Source organism: Acinetobacter sp. P8-3-8 (assembly GCF_000214135.1).
Taxonomy (GTDB): Bacteria; Pseudomonadota; Gammaproteobacteria; order Pseudomonadales; family Moraxellaceae; genus Acinetobacter.
On sequence record NZ_AFIE01000040.1, the window covers coordinates 1 to 26,202 of the forward strand.

The 26,202-nt window shown below is 37.5% G+C and carries 21 protein-coding genes; 6 read left to right on the plus strand and 15 right to left on the minus strand.

Features of this window, described 5'->3' with window-relative positions:
* Positions 1 to 150: 150 nt before the first annotated feature.
* A complete protein-coding gene (gene bfr / locus GGG_RS0114205) occupies positions 151 to 615 on the minus strand; it encodes a bacterioferritin (protein ID WP_010116029.1) in 465 nt (154 codons plus the stop codon).
* Between the two features lie 388 nt (positions 616 to 1,003).
* Here bfr and GGG_RS0114210 point away from each other — a divergent pair, with 388 nt between their 5' ends.
* Positions 1,004 to 2,068 (plus strand): aldehyde reductase, encoded by a 1,065-nt coding sequence (locus tag GGG_RS0114210; RefSeq protein WP_010116030.1) that lies wholly within the window; start codon positions 1,004 to 1,006, stop codon positions 2,066 to 2,068.
* Positions 2,069 to 2,192: 124 nt separating this feature from the next.
* Here the strand turns inward: GGG_RS0114210 and GGG_RS0114215 are convergent, their stop codons facing one another.
* The 8 genes from GGG_RS0114215 to GGG_RS0114255 form a co-directional block, all read right to left on the minus strand.
* Entirely contained in the window at positions 2,193 to 3,815 is a 1,623-nt protein-coding gene (locus GGG_RS0114215) for a PepSY domain-containing protein (RefSeq protein WP_010116031.1), read from the minus strand.
* Between the two features lie 4 nt (positions 3,816 to 3,819).
* On the minus strand, positions 3,820 to 4,110 hold the full coding sequence (locus GGG_RS0114220) for a hypothetical protein (RefSeq protein ID WP_010116032.1): 291 nt from the start codon (positions 4,108 to 4,110) through the stop codon (positions 3,820 to 3,822).
* A 352-nt stretch (positions 4,111 to 4,462) separates the two neighbouring features.
* Positions 4,463 to 6,619 carry a TonB-dependent siderophore receptor gene (locus tag GGG_RS0114230; RefSeq protein ID WP_029574604.1) on the minus strand — a complete coding sequence of 719 codons (2,157 nt, stop codon included), beginning with the start codon at positions 6,617 to 6,619 and terminating at the stop codon, positions 4,463 to 4,465.
* Between the two features lie 258 nt (positions 6,620 to 6,877).
* Entirely contained in the window at positions 6,878 to 8,908 is a 2,031-nt protein-coding gene (ligA, locus tag GGG_RS0114235) for an NAD-dependent DNA ligase LigA (RefSeq protein WP_010116035.1), read from the minus strand.
* 92 nt (positions 8,909 to 9,000) lie between these two features.
* Positions 9,001 to 10,050, minus strand: a complete 1,050-nt coding sequence (locus GGG_RS0114240; RefSeq protein WP_010116036.1) for a cell division protein ZipA C-terminal FtsZ-binding domain-containing protein — start codon at positions 10,048 to 10,050, stop codon at positions 9,001 to 9,003.
* Between the two features lies 1 nt (position 10,051).
* Positions 10,052 to 13,504 (minus strand): chromosome segregation protein SMC, encoded by a 3,453-nt coding sequence (gene smc, locus GGG_RS0114245; RefSeq protein WP_010116037.1) that lies wholly within the window; start codon positions 13,502 to 13,504, stop codon positions 10,052 to 10,054.
* Positions 13,505 to 13,531: 27 nt separating this feature from the next.
* Complete coding sequence (locus GGG_RS0114250) at positions 13,532 to 14,227, minus strand: GntR family transcriptional regulator (protein ID WP_010116038.1); 696 nt, start codon at positions 14,225 to 14,227, stop codon at positions 13,532 to 13,534.
* Positions 14,228 to 14,384: 157 nt separating this feature from the next.
* Positions 14,385 to 15,188, minus strand: coding sequence for a sulfite exporter TauE/SafE family protein (locus GGG_RS0114255; RefSeq protein WP_010116039.1), 804 nt, complete (start codon positions 15,186 to 15,188; stop codon positions 14,385 to 14,387).
* Positions 15,189 to 15,217: 29 nt separating this feature from the next.
* On the opposite strand from GGG_RS0114255, the gene GGG_RS0114260 reads away from it, so the two are divergent.
* Positions 15,218 to 15,973, plus strand: coding sequence for a biotin--[acetyl-CoA-carboxylase] ligase (locus GGG_RS0114260; RefSeq protein ID WP_010116040.1), 756 nt, complete (start codon positions 15,218 to 15,220; stop codon positions 15,971 to 15,973).
* A gap of 28 nt (positions 15,974 to 16,001) precedes the next feature.
* Entirely contained in the window at positions 16,002 to 16,733 is a 732-nt protein-coding gene (locus tag GGG_RS0114265; RefSeq protein ID WP_010116041.1) for a type III pantothenate kinase, read from the plus strand.
* Between the two features lie 25 nt (positions 16,734 to 16,758).
* On the opposite strand, the gene GGG_RS0114270 is transcribed toward GGG_RS0114265, so the two are convergent.
* Positions 16,759 to 17,358: an alpha/beta hydrolase gene (locus GGG_RS0114270; protein WP_010116042.1), complete on the minus strand. Its 600-nt coding sequence runs from the start codon at positions 17,356 to 17,358 to the stop codon at positions 16,759 to 16,761.
* Between the two features lie 219 nt (positions 17,359 to 17,577).
* The gene (gene ffh, locus GGG_RS0114275) at positions 17,578 to 18,984 is read right to left on the minus strand and encodes a signal recognition particle protein (protein WP_010116043.1); all 1,407 of its coding nucleotides are present in this window, start codon (positions 18,982 to 18,984) and stop codon (positions 17,578 to 17,580) included.
* 144 nt (positions 18,985 to 19,128) lie between these two features.
* On the opposite strand from ffh, the gene GGG_RS0114280 reads away from it, so the two are divergent.
* Together GGG_RS0114280 and GGG_RS0114285 are read left to right on the plus strand one after the other, a co-directional pair.
* Positions 19,129 to 19,938, plus strand: a complete 810-nt coding sequence (locus GGG_RS0114280) for an inner membrane protein YpjD (protein ID WP_010116044.1) — start codon at positions 19,129 to 19,131, stop codon at positions 19,936 to 19,938.
* Between the two features lie 415 nt (positions 19,939 to 20,353).
* Positions 20,354 to 21,808, plus strand: a complete 1,455-nt coding sequence (locus GGG_RS0114285) for an aldehyde dehydrogenase family protein (RefSeq protein WP_010116045.1) — start codon at positions 20,354 to 20,356, stop codon at positions 21,806 to 21,808.
* Positions 21,809 to 22,071: 263 nt separating this feature from the next.
* Here the strand turns inward: GGG_RS0114285 and GGG_RS0114290 are convergent, their stop codons facing one another.
* Together GGG_RS0114290 and GGG_RS0114295 are read right to left on the minus strand one after the other, a co-directional pair.
* Positions 22,072 to 22,272, minus strand: a complete 201-nt coding sequence (locus tag GGG_RS0114290) for a hypothetical protein (protein WP_010116046.1) — start codon at positions 22,270 to 22,272, stop codon at positions 22,072 to 22,074.
* Between the two features lies 1 nt (position 22,273).
* Complete coding sequence (locus tag GGG_RS0114295) at positions 22,274 to 22,975, minus strand: hypothetical protein (protein WP_010116047.1); 702 nt, start codon at positions 22,973 to 22,975, stop codon at positions 22,274 to 22,276.
* A 290-nt stretch (positions 22,976 to 23,265) separates the two neighbouring features.
* Here GGG_RS0114295 and GGG_RS0114300 point away from each other — a divergent pair, with 290 nt between their 5' ends.
* Positions 23,266 to 24,192, plus strand: coding sequence for a tRNA-dihydrouridine synthase (locus GGG_RS0114300; protein ID WP_010116048.1), 927 nt, complete (start codon positions 23,266 to 23,268; stop codon positions 24,190 to 24,192).
* Positions 24,193 to 24,205: 13 nt separating this feature from the next.
* Here the strand turns inward: GGG_RS0114300 and GGG_RS0114305 are convergent, their stop codons facing one another.
* Both GGG_RS0114305 and GGG_RS0114310 read right to left on the minus strand, forming a co-directional pair.
* A complete protein-coding gene (locus GGG_RS0114305) occupies positions 24,206 to 24,571 on the minus strand; it encodes an SseB family protein (RefSeq protein ID WP_010116049.1) in 366 nt (121 codons plus the stop codon).
* Positions 24,572 to 24,861: 290 nt separating this feature from the next.
* A complete protein-coding gene (locus GGG_RS0114310) occupies positions 24,862 to 26,079 on the minus strand; it encodes a multidrug effflux MFS transporter (RefSeq protein WP_010116051.1) in 1,218 nt (405 codons plus the stop codon).
* Positions 26,080 to 26,202 lie beyond the last annotated feature (123 nt).

Consider the following 26,202-nt stretch of genomic DNA (forward strand, 5'->3'; position numbering starts at 1 on the left):
CTTTGGTAAAGAGGGGAACACTCGTGAATTCTATGCGGTATTGAATCCAAGGTACTCCCTCCTTTTTCAAAGGAGGGTTGGGGTGGATTAAAAATGCTTAACTGACTGGCATTATGCATCTAAAGGCTTTTCTATCTGTAAAATAGAATCTTACATTTGAGATTGGATATAATTTTGTAAACCAATCAATTCGATCAAACGTAATTGCTTTTCAAGCCAATAGGTATGATCTTCTTCTGTATCGTTCATTTGCTGACGTAACATATCACGTGTCACGTAATCGCCTTTTTCTTCACAGAGCTTAACGCCTTGCGCTAACTTTTCACGAACATGATACTCAAGCGCCAAATCTGCTTTTAAACAAGTCACCACATCTTCGCCAGTCACGATATCATCACGATTCATATTTGGTGTGCCTTCTAGGAATAGCACACGGCGAATCAAAGCATCTGCATGCGATGCTTCTTCTTGCATTTCATGGTCAATACGTTCGAAAATTTTACTTAAACCCCAATCTTCGTACATACGAGAATGGATTAAATATTGATCACGAGCAGCCAGTTCACCACCGATCAACATATTGAGATAATCTACAACTTCTGGATTGCCACGCATTTCAAAAACTCCAAACCCTTTTCAGCTATTATGGACAAATTTTATGAATATTGCAAAAAATAATATTCGTAAGCTTATGATTTTTATAAAATTAAAATGAGAAACATACGCATTTGCAATTCAGATTCGCTATTTTCCATATAAAAAATAACCTCTTGCGAAAACTTATCTATTTCTGAAAGCTTTTTTTCATTGGAAATGTGATCTGATTCATTTTGTAACCATTAAAAATGCTTCTTATTTCGATACAGTTATTTGATATTTTGTTCTTTATGCAATGAACTGTCACTCATACCAACTGATTCGCTTTATATTGATGATAATATTTAAAGACATTGTCAAACTTAATATTTATGATAGTGAATATTAAAATTAAAAGGAAAAAATGATGCCCCAAGGAAATACATCAGCACCAATTCTAGTTACTGGTGCGACTGGCTATATTGCAAGTTGGGTGATTCGTAAACTACTCGAACAAGGTTATACCGTTCACGCGACTGTTCGTGATTTAAATAAAAAACAAAGCTTTGCACATTTAGAAAAAATTGCACAAGAAACCTCAGGAACATTGACGTTATTTAAGGCGAACTTGCTAGAAAATGGTTCATTTGATGAAGCCATGCAAGGCTGCGAAATCGTATTGCATATGGCATCCCCTTTTGTCGTGACCAACTATAAAGATGCTGTCAAAGACATTATCGAACCTGCGGTTTTAGGAACAGAAAATGTTCTCAACAGTGTCAATAAAACTGAGTCTGTAAAACGTGTCATTGTGACTTCAAGTATTGCGTCTACTTATGGTGATGCAATTGATATTTTAGAAACTGAAGAAAATCAATTTGATGAATCACATTGGAATACGACCAGTTCTACAACACACCAACCTTATCCATACTCGAAAGTCATGGCTGAACGCAAAGCTTGGGAGATGGCAGATGCACAGGACCGCTGGACTTTGGTTTGCGTTAACCCTGCTTTAGTTCTCGGCCCTTCCCTAACTGCTACAACGCAATCCGGTAGTGTTGAAGTATTAGAACAATTTGCCAATGGTATGACTCTATTTGGTGTTCCGCCAATGTGGAATGGTATCGTCGATGTCCGTGATGTTGCAGATGCACATATCCTTGCTGCTTTTAATGAAAATGCATCGGGTCGCTATATTATCAGCGGTGGTTCACTCAGCTTATTGGAAATGGGGAAAATTTTACGTCAGCATTTTGGACAAAAATTTCCTTTCCCACGTAACCAAGTGCCAAAAAGAATGTTTAAGCTGCTTGGCCCTGCTTTCGGTTATTCACGTGATTTTATTGAAAAAAATATGGGTTACCCGATTATTTTCAATGCAGATAAAAGTAAGCAAGAACTCGGCGTCACTTATCGCAATATTGAAACCAGTTTGGTCGAACACTTCCAACAGCTTTTAGATGATGGCGTGGTGAAAAAGTATATTTAATTGCTTAAATAATTAACATTGGGTTTTCTGTAAGACTACTCAGAAAACCCAATGTTATACTTTTTAAAATGTAAATTTACTGATCAATGAACCGCATAAAACGTTTTAAATGTACAAATTCAGTCTACCGATTCGACCAAATCGAACCCACTTCTGCATGCCGCATACGCGTCTGCGCTTGTTGAAAAAAGCGTAAAAAAGCCAATGCAAAAATAATCGCAGAAACATCAATCCACCATAAAGAACCAGATGAAGCCCATAGACCAATATTGGGTATACATAATGCAAAAATTGAAGTGATGGGCAATAAAAACAATATGATAGCAATAGCGAGTAATATTTGAGGCAAGGCTTTAGCTGCACCAATAATAAAAACATATACGATACAAAGGACGAAAACAAAGTAATAGCTATACATAAACAATGCATTGATACTTAGTAATTCGGGATAAACAACATAAGCCCAACGCCCGATAAGCATACTGCTGAATATCGCTAAAACACAGCCTAAACATGTACCTACGGTTAAATTTGCAATCAACCTCACATCTTTACGCTGTTGCGGTGCTGGAAGATTTGGATTTTTCTGCCGCTTAATTCTCGATTCAATCCACAAAATATTACCTGAGTAGAATAAGAATGCCCCACCAATGCCTAAGACCACATATAACCAACGGGTAATATCACCACCATAATTTCCAAAATGTAGACTAAACATGGACTTAATCACTTTATCCATGGCTGAACTATGTGTATTGAGATTATTGGTATTGTAGGGTTGATCTTGATAAGGATTAAACGACATCACATCAAAATGATCACCTCGCAACATCTGATCAGGACTATATAAACTTGCCCGTGCAGATGCTTTTGCAGGTTGATCTAAATTGTTAAAACTTATTGAAGCAACTTCATAGCCTTGAGCTTGCTGTTGAATTCGAGTCAATATTTTTTCTACATCCAATTTCGGTGCAGGATCTGCGATACGTACCGCAGGTGGACGCTCAAACATCGGTTTCCCTTTAGACACCAATTGCCCAATGGCATCATAAAATAGATCATGGAATGCAAAAATGATGACTGTCACACTAATCAGAATATGAAAAGGCAAGCTGGTAATCCCAACAACATTATGTGCATCTAACCAAAAACGCTTTTTATTTTTACCTTTACGAATGGCAAAATAATCTTTGACCAAAGTCGGTAGCAATACAATCAAACCCGTCATTAAGGCGAGAAAATACAATACTGAAACCACGCCCATGACATAAACACCAACGGTATGGTGTCCTATTGTTCCCGGAACTCCTGCCGTTTCATGTAATTGCTCAATCAACCAGCCAAGTTTTGATAGGTTTTCTTGTTCAACATGTAATTTCCCGTCTGATTTAAATGTTGCAAGCATCGTATTTTGATTGGTGTCAAAATCATGATCATCTTGCCCATGCTCATCAACAGCTTTCCATTGCATCGGCGCATAATGAAACTCTTTAGAATTTAAATTAATTCGAAAACTTTTGTGTGCTTCTGGGTATTGCTGTTGAACTTGTGCGACCAAGGCATTGTATTGGTTTGACTGAATCGCAGAGAGGCTTTGTTGTGGTGGCGTTGCCCATTTACTCAAATCATGCTGAAACATGCTCAATCCACCTGCGAAAAAGCAGATGAATAATAAAATCCCCGCTGTAATTCCAACCCAAGTGTGTAGCTCTTTGGCAAGGCGAAGAATGTCGGTGCGTACTTTCATTGAATTATCCTCTCAAGCAAAAAACGAGGCTATACGCAATAAAATTAAGCCCACAATAAATCAAAATCGCTTGCCAACCTTTGGGAATAAAATAGGCAAGGAAAAATATAGGTAACCAAATCCATGGAATAGACCACAGTCCAAACTGTGGTGCTAAACCTTTTTCAAGGTATTGAAAACCACATAGCGTAATCAATGCAGCACATGCAATTGCAAAACTTAATCCGAGTACCAAGCCTGCAAAAGTTTTACTCCACCAATCAGGCTGAATCTTTTGCTGACTTAGAAACTTCATGAGGACTGTACCTTTTGAATAATGGGATAAAAGGAATAAATGACCAAACGACCAGCATCGTCATTAGCCACATAAAAACGGCAACCAATTTTGGGAGTTGCAATAGAAAAATTGGCAGTGCCAAAACAACTAAAAAAATACCTAAATAATAAAAAGTTTTTGTTAAAGACTGCTTCAATAGGTTCTGATTTGAATGACTACAATAGATCAGTAAACTGCCTGTAAAACACAATAAGAAAGCTAAAAGCTTCATCGCTATACCCAAATTTAAATAGGATCGTTCTGCATCTGTACTTATTAAAAAAAGCGTAAAAGAAAAAGCCTATTGCAAAACAATAGGCTTAAAGCACAATTAGAAATCGAAAGTTACACCGACTTTATAAGTACGTGCAGCACCAATTAATGCATAGTTAGAATTGAATGCGCCTTCCCAATATTTCTTGTTGGTCACATTATCGACATTGGCAAGGAAAGTTGTATTCACACCGCCAAGTTTGGTTTGATAGCGTGCACCAAGATCAACAATGGTGTAATCAGGTAGTTCTAATGAATTATCGTCATTTAAATATTGCTCGCTCACATAGCTTGCACGTGCATTGACATTTAAACCTTCAATTTTAGGTACGCTGTAATCTAAACCCAAAGAAGCAGTGAAGTCTGGTACGCCATAAACCTTTTTACCTTGATGAGTAGCAGACTTTGTCAGCTCAGCATCAATATATGCCAAATTGCCCATCACACTTAAATTGTCAATCAGATTGCCCGAGAATGACCATTCCACGCCACGAGAACGTGATTCCGCACCATCAGTGGTGATTTGCGTAAAAGCAGGATGACTTGAATCAGAATAAGGTGACACCAATAGTCCAGGCTTTTCAATTTGATAAATTGCCAATGTATGTAGCCATGAACCTAATTGGTATTTACTTCCTATTTCATATTGTTTGGTTTGATACGGTGCAAAAGTTTTACCTGCATTTGGATCAACTTTTTCTAAAGTTGCATCGACTGTTGCACCTTCAGATAAGCCTTCAACATAGCTCGTATAAAACGATAAATTCTCACCAAATGGTTTTACAACAATCCCTAAACTTGGACATACTTTATGCTCACTATAACCTGTCTTTTTGACTAAATTTTTAGTATCAATATCCTGATAACGTGCACCTAAAATAAGTTGCAACTTATCATCAAGCATAGAAACTTGATCTGTTAGGGTATAGCTCACATATTCATTATCACCATAAGGTATGATTTCTGGATAAGTATCAGGCATGGTTCCTGTTGTAGTCGGATGGTACAAATTGGTGGTAAAAGTTTTCTGAGTAGCCCCCTTATGCTGCGTATATTGTCTGGTTAAATAGTCAGCTCTCAAACCTAATGTATGTTGAATTGATCCTGTTTTAAACTTCGTTTCAAAACCAGCATTTGCAGCAGTATTATGTTCTTCTGAACCCACTCGATAGTATTGTGATGATGCACTACCATCGGTTTTATTCACAATCATACGTGTGCCAAACAAATGCCCATCATATGATTTTTCTACATAGCCAATTCCTGCAAATGTTTTGAAATCTGGTGTAAATTTATATTCTCCAGATAATCCAACAAATTGACTTTCTGTATTACCTTCCAAGTTAGAGAAATAGTTACTGTCCCCTTTAGGCGCAGAAATCACTTGATTAATACTGTTCCTTCCGCCCATCGCCACCATCGCAGGTGAGCCACCCTTACGGTTTTCACGAATTGCATAAGAATCAAAATTAATCTTCAATTTATCTGTGGTGTAATCTGCTGCAATTGCACCTAGAGCTTGACGATCATTCATCCCATCAATGAAATGCTCACCATCGGCATACGATCCATTGACACGAACTCCAAATTGCTTTTGATCTCCAAAACGACGTGAAACATCGAAACCAGATTTATAGTAACTATCATCTTCAAAAGACGTAGAAATACGTGTCAACTCTTTATCGGCACGTTTAGAGTTCGCAATAATCACCCCGCCCACACTGCCTGTTGGTGCAACACCTGCGACCAAAGCATTTGGCCCTTTTAAAACGGTCACGGACTCTAAAAAGTCTGTAGGCATACGACCATACGGAGTGACGCCATAAAAACCGTTATAGTTCATATCTTCATGATTTACATCAAAACCACGAAGTTTGAAATTTTCATTTAAATGTCCCTGATTGGTTGTAGTTCTAATACTTGCATCATTCTTTAGCACTTCACCAATCGTTGAAGCTTGTTGTTGTTCAATGAGTTTATCGGTATAGGTTGTAACAGTAAAAGGCGTATCAATTGTTGCTTTTTCACCTAAAGCACCTAAATTTGATTGATCCGCAATACGCCCATCTGCATGATCAGACTGTTTTTCAGCATTGACTAAAATCGTAGGTAAAGTTGTAATTTCAGTATTTGCCCAAACGGTTGATGTTGTCGCCCCACTGAAAATCACAACTGAAATAGAGTTCATTAAAATCGTTTTGGAGAATTTTTTCATAACATTAAAATATAATAATTAACAAATGATAATGATTATTATATACATTATTAGCATTGTTAAATATTGTAATTATAAATATGCTTTTGAAGTTTAATGGTTAATTCCAATAAATGAGAATTATTATCAATTGATAATAAAATCTAATGACTCTACTTTTGAGTTAATTTTCACTAAAATAAAAAAAGCAAAGACATCAAATCTTTGCTTTTAAATGCTTATCTAAAATACAAAAATGCTTTAAATATAAGCGATGAATTACATCTGCCCATATTCCTGCATTAATTGCAAAAATGCTTGCTCATCTAATACATTTACACCCAGCTTCTCTGCTTTTTCAAGCTTAGAACCTGCTTTTTCACCAGCAACGACACACTTGGTTTTACTTGAAACACTACCACTGACACGAGCACCCAGCGCTTGTAACATCTGTGTTGCATCATCACGTCCCATCGTTGCCAATGTTCCAGTAATCACCCAACTTTCACCATTTAACGGCTGACGCGTCGGAGCAATCGGTGCATCCCAATGAATGCCTGCTGCAAGTAATCGATCAATGACTTCGAGGTTATGTGGTGCTTGGAAAAAGTCGACGATCCATTCAGCAGTAATATCGCCCACATCTGGGGTTTTTTTCAATGCTTCCAAATCCGCATGACGAATTGCATCTAAAGTCTGGAAGGAATTGGCAAGCATACGTGCTGTCGTTTCACCTACACCACGGATTCCCAAAGCATAGATAAAAGCAGCTAAAGTAGTTTTTTTGCTATTTTCAATTGCATCAAATAAGTTCTGAACTGATTTCTCACCCATTTTTTCAATGGTTAATAGCTGCTCACGATGTTCATGCAGATGGTAAATATCTGCTACATCCTTGAGTAAATCTAAATGTAAAAGTGATTCTACCCAACGATCACCCAAGCCCTCAATATCCAAGGCTTTACGTGATACAAAGTGACGAATCGCTTCAATACGTTGTGCTGAGCAATATAAACCACCTGAACAACGTGCCAATGCTTCGCCTTCTGGCATCACCACAGGTGAAGAACATACAGGACAATTTTCAGGTAAATGCACTTCTGTGACATCATTTGGACGAAACTCTAACCAAACTTTTTCGACTTTTGGAATCACATCGCCACTGCGATAAACACTGACTGTATCTCCAACACGAACGTCTAAACGGTGAATTTCACCAATATTGTGCAAAGTTACATTCGAAACAGTTACGCCTCCAACAGCGACAGGATTCAAGCGTGCTACAGGTGTTAAAGTCCCTGTACGCCCAACTTGCCAGTCGATATTTTCTACAGTCGTTAATGCAGCCACTGCTGGGAATTTATAAGCGGTTGCCCAACGTGGTTCACGACTTAGAAAGCCTAACTTTTGTTGTTGTTGTAGATCATCAACTTTAACCACCATGCCATCAATTTCAACGGCCAAATCAGGACGTTCACGATTGATTTGCTCATATTTTTCTTGAACGTCTTGAATGCTGTCACAAATAAAATGACGCTCACCGACAGCAAAACCAAAATTGGTTAACCATTCTAAACTTGCTGACATCGAGGTAATGCCATGATTTGGCTCACACTGCGCAATACCATAAGCATAGAACGCTAAAGGACGTGAAGCTGCGATACTTGGGTCTAATTGACGTAAACTGCCTGCTGCTGCATTACGCGGGTTCGCAAAAGTTTTTTCGCCTTTGCCTTCATTTTCAAGGTTAAGTTTTTCAAAACCTGCTTTAGGCATCAACACTTCACCACGTACTTCTAATAAACGTGGGACTTCAACTTTGTCTGAAGATAAAACTTTAGGTAAGTTACGAATGGTTTTGACATTTTGGGTAATGACTTCGCCTGTTTCGCCATCCCCACGGGTCACGCCACGAATCAATTCACCATTTTCATACCAAAGCGAAATGGCTAAACCATCAAATTTAAGTTCAACATCGTACTCAATCTTTTGGTTAGGTAAACGTTCTTCAATACGACGTGCAAAAGCAAACAATTCTTCTTGATTGAATACGTTGCCCAAAGACAGCATCGGTACAGTATGAGTAATGGTTTCAAATTTTGATAATGCTTTTCCACCAACTTTATTGGTTGGGCTATCCGCTTGTACTGAATCAGGATGTTGCTGTTCTAAAGCTTTGAGTTGATGAAATAACTGATCGTATTCACTGTCTTCAATTGTGGGTTGATCCATCACATAATAGGCATGATTATGCTTTGCAATCAGTTGAATCAGTTGACGCATTTGCGCCACGACAGCATTATTTTCCATAAATCATTTCACCATATAAAAGGGCGGAAATCCGCCCAAAATTTTGTATCTATTATAAAACAATTCTAAGATTAGTTGACACTTATCATAGATTAAGCTTCTTGCCCTGAGCGATAATCAATCGCGGTATGACGCCAATGTTCTTTTAACTGTGGTGTAAATTCAAGATTATTTTCATCATAAACTGTCCCATCAATTTCACGTGCAATTAAGCCTGCGATACTCACCATAGTATCAAAGCCTTTTTGCACATTTGGATGAGGTAAAGCCAAGAAGAATGCCAAACCTTGTACTTGTTCAGTTGACAATGATTCTAAATCAAAACCTTCAGGGCCATTATCTGTGACACGTAAGACTGAGAATAAAAGCGGGCTTTCTTCTTCAGGATTTTCATAACGATGAAAACACATCAACTCACCAAAACGTAATCCATATTTTAAAAGCACTTTTAACGTTTTATCACCAGATAATGCTTTACGTGGATTTGGATAAACATTCAGTGCAATAATACTTTCAGCGTTTGACAACACACATTCATCATCATGGCGTTGTTGTTGATTTAAATGGACATCCAAGATACTACTTTCTTCATCAAACTCTTTGATTTCAGCAGTTTCTACATGTTCTTTTAATTGAAATGCTTCAACTTTATCAACAGGTTTACTTTCCTCAGCAACAACCGATGATTGCTCATTTTCAGAAGATTGAGTGTCGGTATCTGTTAATAAATCCGTTGATGAAACGGCTGCATCCTGAACATGCTCAGTCGAAGTTACCACTGTTTCTGCTGATTCAGTTTGCTCTTCAGTTTTGCCTAAATGACTTAAAGATGAATGCTCAAGCTTAGTTTCACCTTTCTCTACAGCTTCAACTGAAAGTTGTTGCGATTTTTCTTCTGCCACTTCAACAGCATCAAGCGCATTTAAACTCGGTTCAACACGTGCTTTGTCTTCAGGCAAGCGATCAGCTTGTAATTGGTCACGTACATGACGTGGAATCACAGGCTGATTACATTCTTCATTGATATGTAATTCAGATTCTAACGATGGTGCAGCATCATTTGGTTTTCGTAGCACCATTCTTAAACCCACTAAGATGATGATTACTGCAACAACAATCCCAACAATTGTGGTGACTTCCATACTACGACTCCGCGGCTAAACCGTATTCTCTTGCCTCTTCCAAATTCACAGTGACGAGTTTTGATGTTCCTGGTTCTGGCATCGTCACGCCCAGCAAATCGGTTGCCATCGTCATTGCAACTTTATTATGTGTAATGTAAATGAATTGAACCTGATCAGAAAGCTCTTTTACCAAATTACAAAACCGACCGACGTTTGCATCGTCTAATGGTGCATCAACTTCATCCAAAACACAGAATGGCGCAGGATTTAAACGGAAGATTGCAAATACCAAAGCCAAAGCAGTCAAAGCTTTTTCACCACCTGACAATAACGCCAATGAGCTATTTTTCTTTCCAGGTGGGCGAGCCATCAGTTTAACACCAGACTGCCAATCATCTTCAAGACTTAAACTTGCCTCACCACCATCAAAAACTTTAGGGAATAACACTTTTAGTTCATTATTAACCCGATCAAAAGTCCCCATGAACAGTTTTTTGGTTTCTTGGTCAATACTTTTCATGGCATCTTTGAGTTGCTCAACCGTATTTTCCAAATCCTGCATTTGGTGGGTTAATTCATCAAAACGTTTAGACACTTCTTCATATTCTTCCGAAGCCGCCAAATTCACAGCACCTAATTTTTCAAATTGGCGTTGTGCTTTTTCAAACTTTTCTTGGTGAGATGGTAAATCAATCACCACACCTTGCTTAATCGCTGCATTCATCTCTCTAAGTTGATCTGAATAATGTTGCAAATCAGATTTTGCAGATTGCCATGAAAGACGCTTTTCTTCTAACTTGGTGCGTAATTGCTCATCATTTTGTTGATGTAAATGACGCATTTCCGTTAGCTTTTGCTGTTTTGATTGAATGTTATTCAATTCAACTTGCCATTCACTCCACGTCTTTTGCAGCTTTTCAGTTTGTAGCGCTTGCTCAGAATATTGCGATTCTAAACTTGGCAATTCCAATTGAATTGGATCTACAAACTTTTTAGCTTGTTCCATTTGCGCCAAAATTTGTTGATATTGCGCTTTGGTAAATGTGACATCTTTTTCAAGCAATTCAATTTGTTGCTTATTTTGCTCTGCTAAGCGACGAGTCGTTTCAAAATCTTGCTGTTTGAGTTGCAACTGTTGTTGTTGTTCCTCAACCTGCTCATTTAACTCATCCAATTTATATTGTAAGGTTTTAAATTCAGGTAGATTTTGCTCAAGCTTGAGAATAACTGAATGCATATCAATTTCAAGATCATCTTTCTGCATTGCATCTTCTTCAAGCTGCTCATCTAATTGTTGCAATTGACTGTTTAATTGAACTTTTTGGACTTCAAAAGCTTGAGCAGCACTTTGTTGTTTGGCAATTTGTACATCAAACTGCTGTAACAATTTTTGCTGATTTTTTAAAGCGTCTTGGTCTGCTTGAATTTGCTTTTGTAAATCGCTAATTTGCTGGTTGAAACTTGGCAATAAAGCATCTGCTTCAATCAATTTAGGTTGTAAATCAGCAAGTTGTTGTTCAATTTCTTCCAAGCGAATTCGATGGCTGAGTGCGCCTTGTGCAGCTTGGCTCGATTCATCAAAAAACAGACCAATCACCCAATCTTGACCAAGATGATAACCATCAAGTGTCAGAATACTTTGTCCATTGTTCAACTGGCTTTGTAAAGTTAATGCATGGCTCAGCGTTTCAGCAACGGCAACTTGATTCCACAATGAATATTGTGGGGAATCAATCCAATCTGCCAAACATGGCAGTTGATTGAATTGAATTTTATCCAAAGAAGACGAAACTTTGAGCTGACGTGCCATGCTTTCTGCAAAGTCTGCTTGTTCATCAATAATTTGAGCAGAGAGCCATTTGGCTAAAAACTTTTCAACTAAATGCGCATGTGTCTTGCCCTGCTCATTCAGTTTGAGCACTTGCATCAATTGCACAGCATTGTGATCTGTTTTTACAACACTTTTCGCCATCAATTGGTTTAAGTTCTTTTGTTCAGACTGCAATACTTGTAATTCAGATTTTAAATTGGAAATCTGAATTTTTTGTTGATTCATCTGTTCTTGAACTTGTTCCAGTTCAGCTTTTGATTCAAACAACTTTTGTTCTAACTGCGCAATCACATCTTGAGCCGAAGCTTTATTTTGCTCCAATTGCGTTAAATCTTCAGTTTGGAATTGATTTTGAATCTGTGTTGCTTGGGTCTTTAAGGTATCTTTTTGCTGTTCAATTCGTGCAACATTCTTTGCAAGTTGCTCAATCTGCGATTGCATCTGTGCTTTTTGCTGTTGCTGTTTTTCAACTTGCACTTTAACTTGTTCATACTGTTGCTGTGCTTGAAGTTGTTGCGCTTTTATATCCGTAAAAGCCTGACTACGTTGTTGTGTATCTGCTTCAGAACATTGTAGATTTTCAGACTGTTGTTCCAATTGCGTTTGCAAAGTTTCCAATTGCAATTCCATCAATTGAATTTTTTCTTTGTTTTGAATTTTTTGCTGTTCTAACTGCCCCAAAGCTTCTGAATTTTGTTGGAATAGAGTCTGCTTTTGCTCCAAAGTCATTTTCAATTCAGAAAGTTTCTTTTCAGCTTGTTGCCATTCATTTTGCAAAGGCGTCGATTGCTGAATCAAACGTTGGAACAACTCATTGGTCGACGTTAAATCATGCTCCAATGTACTCATATCTGAACGTACTAACTTGAAATGTTCTCCAAGTTGATCCATTTCAACCGTATATTCTTCTTGTAAACGACTACTGCGCTCACATTGGAAAGAGAGAATTTCAATTTTTAAAGTACGAATTTCAGTTTCTAAAGTTTTATATTGAACGGCCGTTTCAGACTGACGTTTTAAGGTTTTAAGCTGTGATTTTAATTCAGAAGCAATATCTTCAAGGCGGTCTAAATTTTGAGTGGTATGCTCAAGATGTTGCAAAGTTTCTCGACGGCGTGCTTGATAGCGTGATACGCCAGCAGCTTCTTCAATAAATACTCGCATTTCTTCAGGTTTTGCATCAACCAAACGGTTAATCATACCCTGTTCGATAATGGCGTAAGAGCGAGGCCCTAAACCCGTCCCAAGAAAAATATCGGTAATATCACGGCGTCGGCACTTGGTTCCATTGAGGAAATATTCAGACTTTCCATCACGATTAACCTGACGGCGTACAGCGAGTTCTGCATAAGCATTGTATGCACCACCCAATTTGCCATAAGTATTTTCAAAGCGTAGTTCTACACTTGCCATTCCCACAGGTTTACGTTTTGCCGTTCCTGTAAAAATAACATCCTGCATGCTTCCACCACGTAACTGGCGGGCACTCGACTCTCCCATCACCCAACGAATGGCATCAATCACATTGGATTTACCACAACCATTAGGGCCAACCACCGCTGTGCGGTTATCTTTGAATTGTAATGTCGTACTATCGGCAAAAGATTTAAAGCCAGAAAGTTTTAAGCTGCTTAAACGCATAATGTCCTAATTACTTATCAACGCCACTTAGCGGCGCGATCTCCGCGCCCAAGCAAGTTCGATTTGTTTCATTCGTGTCAGAGATTCCAACACTAAGTTACGCAAGTGTCGACAAAAATCTTCCATAAATAAAGTAGCTTGTTGTGATTTTCGGATTAAAATTGCATCAATCACTAACTTGAGTAATTCTAAAGCTTCTTGAAGCTCACGTCTTGAAGTATTTAAGGTTAAAAAATAACTTCTGCGCAATGATGGTAACAACTCTTTATAAAATTTCATCAAGTATGGATTGCCGACCATTGCTTGCTGTTCAGCTAAGAATTGAAAAACGCCATCATAAAATTTTTCAGTATTGCCTTGTTTGACCTGTTCAACCAAATGATTGAGCAATTGTTGAATCGCTTCTGCTTCATGGTTACGCCATGTCTCACTCATTCGCTGTACAATTTGCCCCAATAACAAGGCACTGGTATCAAACAAAGCGCGTACTTGCTGGGCTGACATTTCAGAAACAATTGCACCACGACGAGGAAAAATTTCGATTAAATGAGTTCTTTCCAAAAGCAAAAGGGCTTCTCGTACCGAGCCTCGACTGACATCCAGTTCTTTGGCGATACGTAGTTCTTGTATTCGTTCCCCTTCAACCAATTCGCCACTAATGATTTGTTCACTAATATGCTTCGCGATTTGTTCTGAAAGGCTTTCTACTTCTTCCAAAGGCATAGGATTCCCGTATTGGCTTTATTATTTTTGGACAATGTCATTTGTCATTGTTTTCATTTTTAACTGATTTGAAAAGTTAAATTCTATGACATTGTCCGACAATTTTAATGCATTTTAAGTCAACTCAAGTTTCATAAATAGTACCGTTGATCGGATACTATTTTACAATTCCCTGATAAATAAAATAAAGACCGACAACTGTGAGTAAACATGCAAAGCATTTTTTCAGCATGGCTGGAGAGAGTGCATGCGCTACCTTTGCACCTAATTTGGCTGTGATAAAGCTCATAATACTGATGCCCAGAAAAGCATAAATATGTACATAGCCTACCGCATTTTTAATTTCAATATGTTCCTGTAAACCAAAGAACATAAAACCTAAAGCACCCGCAATTGCAATGGGTAAACCGCAAGCTGCTGACGTAGCAACAGCTTTTTGCATCACCACACCATTTTTATTCAAATACGGTACGGTTAAACTTCCGCCGCCGATTCCAAAGATTGCAGAAGCAACGCCAATCCCACCACCAGCAAGCATTTGCATAGATCGAGATGGTAATTGCTTTGATTCGTCTACTTTGACATTGGCGCCTTTAAACATTCTAAATGCAACCCAAATGGCAAAAACTCCGATGATTAACTGCAAATGCTGTCCTGATAGAATATCTGCAATACCCGCACCTAAAAATGAACCGATGACTAAACCCGGTGCTAAATTTTTAAATACATTCCACAGTACCGCCCCTTTTTTATGATGCGCAGTCACTGAACTAATGGAGGTCACAATAATGGTCGCAAGTGAAGTTCCCAAAGCCATATGCATAATGACAGACGGGTCATAACCCATATGCGTAAATACAACATAGAGAATTGGTATAATAATTAACCCACCACCTACACCAAATAGGCCTGCGGCAAATCCTGCGATTGCACCAATACCTAAATATATGATTAACTCCATAAATGTTCCTCCATTTTCTCAGATTCAACATGGATTTAGAGACTCGTCATCTTAGACAACTTTTAACACAAGCAAATCAGCTCCCCGAAGTGCTGCTTTTGAAACAGACTACGGCATCGACCAATGATGATGTGCGAGAGATTGCGCTCAGCGGAATAAAGACAATTTTGGTCTGTAGTGAAACTCAGACTCAAGGGCGAGGTCAGCATCAAAGGGAATGGGTATCCCCTAGCGGTAATATTTATTTAAGCACATTGCTTGAGACACGAACACCCTTAGATGGTCGTCTAGCGCTTGAAATTGCTTTAAATATCTTACAAATACCAACTTTTAAAAATCTCGCTAATTTACAGATCAAATGGCCAAATGATTTATATAGCGATCAAGGCAAGTGGGGAGGGATTTTAGTTGAACCTATTTCTCCGAATCAAGCCATTATAGGTGTTGGGATAAATCTTCTGCCTATTTCAGAGGAACAAATCAGCCAACAAGCCACTTCTGTGGTTCAATTGGGTGTGCAATACCCCAATCGAATTCAAATGATCAGCGAGTTATATTTAGCTATTCAACAAGCAGGTCAATGGTTTAGTCATGGTTGCTATAATCTTGCGGCACGGTTTAACCATTATGCTGCCTTTATGGATCGGAATGTCCATTTCGAACAAATGAATGACTCGGTTGAAGGAATTTTCAAAGGCATCCATGATGATGGTTCGGTGAATTTGTTGACACAACAAGGTTTTGTAAATGTCTACCAAGGACGTTTGCGTTTAGTGGCTGAATAAGACAGTACCAAGAAGATTAGGCAAGACAATGAAAGCACTTTGGTTAGATATCGGAAACACCCGTCTTAAATATTGGATCACTCAAGATGATCAAATCATCGAACAAGCGGCTGAGTTACACTTACAATCCCCTTCCGATCTGCTACTCGGTCTAATTCAACATTTCCGCAGTTTAGGATTGGATAAAGTTGGAATTTCATCTGTTCAAGATAAAACCAATAATGAACGCATTGTCAAAATCTTAAAAATGCTTGATGTTCCAGTGAGCTTTGCCAAAGTACATGCAGAATATGCAGGTTTACGTTGTGGCTATGACCATATCGAACAGCTTGGTATAGACCGTTGGTTGCAGGTTTTAGCTGTTGCAAAAGCAAATGAGGATTTGTGCGTCGTCAGTTGTGGTACAGCATTAACCATTGATTTAACGCAAGGTTTACAGCATCTTGGTGGCTATATTTTACCAAATCTGTACTTACAACGTGACTCTCTAATTCAAAAGACCAAAGGGATTAAAATCCCAGATGCAGCTTTTGCAGAATTAACACCTGGGCGTAACACCATTGACGCTGTACATCATGGCATCCTACTCGGATTAATCAGTACAATTCGACAAGTGATGCAACAATCCCCACGAAAATTGGTATTAACAGGGGGCGATGCACCCTTATTTGCGCAATTTCTTGAAGAGTTTCATCCGATCATTTGCTCTGATTTACTTTTACAAGGATTACAAATTTATTTAGCTCAAGAAAGTGCATAAAATCTAAAATTGCTTCCATGCACCATTAAAATAGTGAAGAAGTCTGCACAAAGCTCACCCGAGCAGGCTTCAACAAAACTTTTACTTTTTCCCACAGTTGTGGAAATTCTTTAAACCCATCTTGGCCTCGGAATTGCCCTGCTTGTTTGACCTCAAACATTTGTGCATTTAACAAATGCCCCAGTTCGATACTTACAGGTGCAGGAATATTCAGATCATTATTGGATAAAAATAGAAAACGTTGTTCAATATTGCTCCTCAGGACTTCATCAACAATCTGAATATGTTGAATAAACTGATTATACTCAGGTTTAGCGCTTAACTGTTTATGGAAAGCTGAAATAACAAAAAGTGCTTTTACCTGTTGCCCTTGCTGTAAATGTGCTGAAAGTAAATCGAGTGTTGATAAAGCACCAAACTCATGTGCGATGAAAATACTGTCTTGATCACATTGAATTTGATGTTGAATCAAGGTTTGTTTGCATTGTATATAATCTGGATTTTCAGGACAGGGTAAAGGAATCTGAGTACACTCAGCTCCATTTTCAATAATTTTACCTTCTAGCCATGTATACCAATGGTTTTGAGAGGACGAGGTCTTTCCGTAAATGATGTAAACTTTCATTATTTTCTTCTTATCAATATAAATATAAAAAATCAGACTCATCAAATGATGAGTTTATTAAGTTAAATTAAATCTACACGATCAATATTTGCAAATAATTTAACATTAATTAAACAATATATTGATCAAATCACAATATTTGTATTATTCATTTATTAAATTTACATAATAAAAAAGATGCCGAAGCATCTTTTTTTACTCATAAATCAAACTGATCTATTATTTTTTATCATTATTTCCAAACAATGGTCCCATACCGCCACCACCGCCGAATTGTTTTTGCATGCCGCCTAATGAACGCATCATTTTTGCCATACCAGATGGATTGGCAAATTTTTTCATCATTTTCGCCATTTGCGCATGTTGTTTGATGAGTTTGTTCACTTCCACAACATCCATACCACAACCCGCTGCAATACGTTTTTTACGGCTAGGATTCATCAAGTCTGGGTTACGGCGTTCTTTAATGGTCATCGATTGGATAATCGCTTCCATTTTCTTGACTTGTTTTTCAGGATTCGCTTGTGCAATTGCATCTTGAATACCTGAATTACTCATGCCAGGCAACTTATCCAAGAAGCCCATCATGCCGCCCATCTTATTCATTTGTTCAAATTGCATCAGCATATCTTCAAAGTTGAAGCTTCCGCCTTTTTGCAATTTTTTCGCCATTTTTTCGGCTTTTTCTTTGTCGATTTTACGTTCAACTTCTTCGACTAAAGAAAGTACGTCACCCATACCTAAGATACGTTGTGCAACACGCTCAGGATGGAATGGCTCTAAGGCATCGAGCTTTTCACCCATACCTAGGAATTTGATTGGTTTACCTGTGATTGCACGTACAGAAAGCGCCGCACCACCACGCGCATCACCATCAGTCTTGGTGAGAATCACACCAGTCAAAGGTAATGCATCATTGAATGCTTTTGCAGTATTTGCCGCATCCTGACCTGTCATCGCATCGACAACAAATAAAGTTTCAGTCGGGTTAATCGCAGCATGTAATGCTTTGATTTCGTCCATCATGTCATCATCGACATGCAAACGACCTGCTGTATCGACAATCAAGACATCATTGAAGTTGATCTTCGCTTGACCAATCGCACGTTGTGCAATTTTGATTGGGTCTTCAGACGCATCAGATTCGATAAAATCAACGCCAACTTCCGCTGCAACTGTTTGTAGCTGCTTGATCGCTGCTGGACGATAAACGTCGGCAGAAACCATGGCTACTTTTTTCTTTTGACGCTCTTTTAAGAAGCGAGCAAGTTTTGCAGCAGTTGTGGTTTTACCCGCACCTTGCAAGCCTGCTAAAAGCACAACAACTGGAGGTTTCGCAGCCAAATCAAGACTTTCATTCGCCGCACCCATCATCTTCGTGAGTTCGTCATAGACGATTTTCACGAAAGCTTGACCAGGTGATAGCTGAGTCATCACTTCTTGACCTAATGCCTCTTCCTTAACTTTCGCAATAAACTCACGAGTTACAGGTAAGGCAACATCTGCTTCAAGAAGTGCCATACGTACTTCACGTAACGTATCTTTAATATTGTCTTCGGTTAGCTGCCCTGAGCCAGTAACATTTCTTAAACTCTGCGTGAGTCGTTCTGTTAAGGTATCAAACATTGCAAAATCCGCTTAAAATAGCTAGTAGCAAAAAAATCTTTCTTAAAATAGAAAATTTATGCCCAAGATGCTATAGGATACTGTAGTTCACATGGAATTTATATCTTATAACATGAATATTCATCATCCTGAAAAAGGTTTGACATGATTAGCCTACCCTTGGTTTATACGATTTTAGCATTAATTGCCTATACCTCTTCATTTTGGTATCTGTTTATGCACTTAATGTCAAAACGTCCTGCAAATCCATGGTTTATTGGTGTCATGTCAGGTTTAGGACTGATCTTACATGCAAGTGTACTGTATAACGATGTGGTTACACCACAAGGGATTAACTATGACGTCTTTAATTTGATGTCATTTACTTCTGCTTTGATGTTATTACTGAGTATGCTGTACAGTACTTATCGTCCTGTATTGTCTTTGAATTTAATTGGGATTCCTGTTGCTGCATTTGGTTTGATATTAGGTTTTTGTTTTAGTAAACCGAACCAATTTATGGAACAGCATTCTTTTGGTTTAGACATTCATATTATTTTGTCATTGTCTGCTTATGCTGTTTTATTGATGGCAACTATCCAAGCAGTATTAATTTGGTTTCAAAACCGTGAACTGAAAAAGAAGCAGAAAAAACGTATTTGGGTCAATTTCTTACCTGCCTATCAAGCAATGGAATCATTGTTATTTGATATGTTAATGACGGGCTTTTTACTCCTCACCGTTGCGCTAGGTTTTGGCTTCTTCACCATTGATAATTTCTTTGCGCAACATTTGGCACATAAAACTGCGTTTAGTATTGTGTCTTGGTTTGTTTATGGTGCTTTGCTGATCGGTCATTATAAATTTGGTTGGCGTGGTCAAAAAGCCATTCGTTTTACCATCATTGGATTCTTTTTATTGGCAATTGGATTTATTGGTTCTAAATTTGTATTGGAAATGATTTTGGGTAGGTAAAATGTAACATTACTTAGCTTAAATTGAGAAAATCCAATAAATATGTGAATTTCTCAAAAGACTGTTGCAGACAAATACATCACAAAAAAGATGTTAATCATTCAATACCTTAAATTAATTTTAATATTGCCTTAGAGAATGCTTTTAAGGCACCAACCTTTCCTCCAAACACGTAACCTATATTCTAATTTTTCTAAAACCCGATAAATAGAATAATCTCTATCCTATTCATAAACAAAATAAAAAATATTTATGAATATTCAAAATAAGTTTAAGCATATAAGAAATTGCTTGTATTTTTCCAATAATTTTAAATTTGAATAAAATCACATAATTTTATGGTTTTGCAAATTTTCACTTGAAAAAATTCATTTAAAGTATATTTTAGAGTAATTACTCTAAAATAGAAAATCCTATGAACACACAACAAGCACTTCAAATAAAATCCTTTGATGATCAATATATTACCGAGTTATTTGCGCAACAATTACCTGTTTCACTTGCATTAAGGCAGAGTAATACTCAACAACGTATTGAAAAATTAAAGAAATTTCAAAAAGAATTACTGAAACGAAGATCACAATTTTATAGTGCATTTCAAGCTGACTTTAATAAACCAAACATTGAAGTCGAACTGACTGAGCTATTAACCGTGATTGATGAAATTCGTCATGCGATCCAACATTTAAATGAATGGATGGCACCAGTCAAAGTGGCAACTACGATTTCCACTTTAGGTTCATCCAGTCATATGCAGTATCAACCCAAAGGTCGTTGTCTCATTTTAGGGCCTTGGAACTATCCATTAAATACCGTATTGTGCCCGCTTGTTTCTGCTGTAGCAGCAGGAAATACCGTCATCATTAAACCGTCGGAATTTGTACCCGCAGTCAATAAAGTCATGATTGATCTGATTGAAGCTGTCTTTGATCCAAATGAAGTTGCGGTTGTAACGGGCGATCAACACATTGCAACAACCTTACTGGCCTTACCTTTTAATCATATCTTTTTTACAGGTTCGCCGACGATTGGCAAAGTTGTTATGCGTGCTGCGGCTGAAAACCTAAGCTCTATAACACTTGAGCTTGGCGGAAAGTCTCCAGTGATTATTGATGAAAGTGCCAATATTTCAGATGCGGCTTCTACGATTTGGTGGGGTAAGTTGATCAATGCAGGACAATCCTGTATTGCTCCAGACTATTGTTTTGTACATAAAAGTGTCTATTCAGCTTTTATCGAAAAAAGTAAAGAAATCATTACCAAACGTTTTGGAGAGCAACCTGAAAGTCGTAGAACCAGCCCAGACTTGGCACGTATTATTTCAGAGCGGCACTTTGATCGTATTGAAGCCCTGATTAATGATGCTGTAGATAAAGGTGCTAAAACAGTGATCGGGGGAACAGGTGATCGTGCAGAGCGTTTTATTGATCCGACAATGCTAATCGACCTCCCTGCGGATGCCATCATTCTCAAAGAAGAAATTTTTGGACCTGTTTTACCAATATTGGTTTATGAACATATTGATGAAGTCATTCATTATATCAATCAACGTGACAAGCCTTTAGCGATGTATGTATGGAGTCGCCAACAGTCACAGATTGAACATATTTTGTTAAATACGAGCTCGGGCAGTGTTTGTGTGAATGATTGTATGACGCAATATGCGCAAAACAATTTACCTTTTGGAGGAGTTAATAACTCAGGTCTGGGTAATTCGCATGGTTTTTTTGGTTTTAGGGCTTTCTCACATGAACGTGCTGTACTTACAGGACAGATTCAGCTGAAACGTCCCTTTGTTGTCCCACCTTATAACTTCGTGAAACTTAAAGCAGCACAGTTATTATCCAACACCTTAGCAAAATCAAGCTAAGTCCCGAAACTGGATATCTTATTAGGATAAACCTATGTCTAATGATATGTTTATCCTTTTTATTGCGTGTAAAAATTAACAATGAGGTCGCTACTATTAAATAGGCACATAGATTAATGTCGACAAAAAAACTCTTTGATTTATTATTTAGTTTAAACTACTTACAATGAATATTAATACTTAAACCTATTAGTTAAAAATATAAATTATAAAAATTTAAAATAAACCTTACTTTCTTAAATTAAAAAAGTAAGGTTTTATAATTATGGAACCATTATTTTAACATCATCACGATTTTCAGTAAAAAATATTCCTTCTTCTGTTTTTAACGTAATCTTTTTATCATCCCATTTCTCTAAAACTGCAACGACCAGATAGGTATCCTTAATACGCCAATATAAAAATGTTTTAGGTGGTGTATTTAAATATACTAAATCATTATCAGATAAATATTCTGCTTTCATTTTATTCACCCTCAGTTTTTTGATTAATTTTTTGTTTCAAATTAACTCTACACGCTACGACTTTCTCCTTATTACTATCAGCATTTGTTAAACACTCATGATATGTCGTGGCTAAGCCATATATATACATACCTGATAGTGCTGTTTGATTATTCTGAATAATTTTAGGTCTTAAAATTAGAGCCTGTGCAGCAAGCTGATTCGTTTCTGCTACCTTTTGCTCTTTTTCTGCAACCGCCGTAACAATCCCAAAGATTTTTTCAAATAGAGGAGCTTGGTTTTCATATGTTCCATTTGCTGTACTCAAACACATTTGGTACATCAAATCACGAGCCAATAATACAGCTGAGGAACGACCATTAAGTTGTAAAACACTGGTAGCTGAATTTACACCACCTTCCAACTTAGATTCTTCTTTTAATACGCCATTTTGATCTAATGTAAAACCAGCTTTACCGCTTGACCCGAAAAGATCAGCTCTTGCAACATCGGGCATAGGTTGATCACAAATATATATTTTTCCATCTCCTCCTTTAATATTATGTGACAACCGTAAATCTATCGGAATGCTTGTTTTTTTATCATTCAAACTATTTGGATCATTAACAACTAAAGCTCTTTTTTGAGTAACCAAATTAGTTGTACAAGCAGTTAAAAATAAAACACAGCAAGTACAAATAATATTTTTTATTATCTTTCTCATTTAAAACTCCTTTTTTTAAATATTATTAAAATAATTTATTCTCCTTATACATTATCTCGTTTTATTCTAATCCTAATTTTTAATTAAAAAACATCTCAATAATTAAGTTTTATTTACAAAATATTTCTAAAAAATTTCACTAATATAATAATTTATTATTATATTTAAATTCAGAATTACTATTATTAAAACATTTTACAACAACTTAAATTTAGATATCTTATAGATTTACTAGACATATAACTCAAAAAAACGTAATAACGCTGTTTTTATTTAAACAGGCAAAAATTGTGAAACTCATCCTTGCACCTATGGAAGGCTTAACCGATCCCATCATGCGTGATGTACTCACGTCTGTAGGAAGCTTTGACTGGTGTGTGACAGAGTTTATTCGTGTGACCGATTCAGTCTTACCCGATCATGTCTATCACAACTATTGCCCTGAATTAAATACCGATGGCAAAACTGCTGCGGGAACGCCAGTGCATGTGCAATTTTTAGGAAATAATCCTGACATGCTCGCTGCCAATGCCGTTCGAGCTGTCGAACTTGGCGCCCCTGCAATTGATATGAATTTTGGCTGCCCTGCAAAAACAGTTAACCGTCACCGTGGTGGTTCTGTTCTTTTAGATGAACCAGAAGTCGTTTATGAATTGGTGAAGGCTGTTCGTGATGCCGTACCTACACATATTCCTGTTTCAGCTAAAATGCGCTTAGGCTATATGGATCGAAACTTCACTATGGAAAATGCGCTTGCGATTGAAGATGCAGGCGCTGCTTGGGTCACTGTGCATGCACGTACCAAAGCTGATGGTTATACACCTCCTGCTTTTTGGGATACCCTACAACCGATTCGTGAAAAGCTAAAAATCAATGTCATTGCCAATGGTGAAATTTGGACCAATGCTGATGCAAAACAATGTCAACTTGAATCAGGTTGTGAAGACTTGATGATTGGTCGTGGTGCAGTGACTACGCCTGATTTAACTCAATGTATTCGTCAAAATACCGACCAGCCACTGATCACTTGGAATGAGTTATTAGGTTTACAGATTCGTTTCTTAAATGGTACTTATAAAAAAGAAATGAATATGGTCGGACGCTATAAGCAGTGGCTTGGCATGATGTCAAAGCATTATCCCGAAGCCAAAGCTTTATGGAATGAAGTCAAACGACTTAAAAAAATTGATGAAGTGCTCGAACAATTAAAAGCATAAATCAATTTAACTTTTAATGAGCATGATCTGAATCTATTTCAAGAATTGCCTGAATTTCTTCAGGTTGAAATTCTTTAGACAATTCTGACGTTGGGTTTAGCACCAGTGTTGCACCTTGTGTCATTTCAAAGAATTGTCTGGTATTGATTGTCATATATTCCACATCACCACCTAGGTCATTTTGAATGATTTCTAGCGATAAAAAGAAAGGGATTGCCTTATCACCTTCTTCTGTCTCTAAAACTCTAAATTGCAATGTATGATCAATACTTTGCACGCCTAAGCAGTAAACATCTGACATTAAAAGTTTTTCAATAAAATCGGGAATTAATTCATAGTTTGTTTGTGTATCAATAAATAGTTGTTCTAGATTCGACATATTTTTATCTTCTGTGAATTGTTAATTTTAAAAATAAATTTCAGCTACACAATTATAGTATTAGATTAATTTTTATTAAATAAAAACTTTAAATCAAGCTCCAATAAACTTCATAGCTTTATGAGGAATATAAATGACTTATCGCTTAATTTAAGCGTAAAGCCATCAAATGACATATAAAATTAAAAGATTATTAAGCAAATTTCAAAAGAAGGTGCTGTTTTAACATCACCCACAAATCAAGACCAACTTAATAATCAAACAATTGACCACAAAATAGCTTGACGATTTTAAGCAACTTTTTGTTTAAGTTTTACTTGCTGAGCAACTTTTAAAATGGTGATCAATCCACTTAAAGTAAATGCCAACATTAAAATTCCCATATTAAACAATTGATTCCAAACCAAGAAATTCAAAATCACACCACCAATAAGCCCACATGCAAACTGCATACTTCCCATAATCGCACTGGCGGTTCCAGCCCTTGCACCCTGCTCGGACATTGCCAAAGCCATGGCATTCGGGCCAGTAAAACCTATTCCAGAAACCGTCATAAACAATCCAAGCATGACTAAAGTTAATGGTGCAGTCGCCAGTAGCCCTGCGATGACAATAATCAAAGCACCAGTCACCTGAATCAGACCACCTATTTTTAAGCGGTTAATCACAGAAACTTTATTGGCTAAACGCTTATTCAAGGACGATAAGATAATAATACCAAAGGCATTAAAACCAAATGCAAAGGCAAACTGTTGCTGAGATAAGTGATAACCATCCATCAACACTGCCGATGCCGAGCTGATATAACAGAACAAAGCTGCACCCGTAAAACACCCTGCCATCATTGGAAAGCGAAAACTCTGATCTTTTAGAATAGCCGCATATAAAATAAAGACTTGTTTGACATTCAAATTCAATCTGCGCTGAGGTTCAAGCGTTTCTTTAAATAAAAAATGCACACACAATAAACAAATTAAACCGACCAAAGACAGCGCAATAAAAACACCATGCCAACTAAAAAAATGCAGAATTGCAGCACCAATCGTTGGGGCTAGAATTGGTGCAATCCCCATCACGATCATCATACTGGCAAAGGCTTGTGCAGAACTTTGCACATCCAAACAATCACGAATCGCTGCGCGAGCCATGACCACACCTACACAACCACCCAGTGCTTGTAAAATACGTGCGGCAATCAAAGACCAATGATCGGGAGCAATCACACATAGCAAACTCGCGAATGTATAAAGTGCCATGCCAAAATACAGGGGCTTTTTCCGTCCAATACGGTCGCTGATTGGACCATAGATCAACTGCCCAATGGCTAAACCTAAAAAATAAGCAGGTAAAGTATTGGCAATTTGTTGTGTCGAAACATTAAAATCTTGCGCCATTTCGGGTAATGCTGGCAAATACATATCAATGGATAATGGCCCCAAAGATGTAAATAGCGCCAAAAGCATAATCCAACCAGTAGAATACTGTTGTCTAGCGTTTTTTTCAGACATAGATCATTTATAATTGCATACGAAGATTGCAGACAAGTTTACACTGTCCGATGTATGATTTGTCATCGACAACAGTGAAAAATCACATAAATTCTCGTATCGTGATCTTTTTCATAACATCTA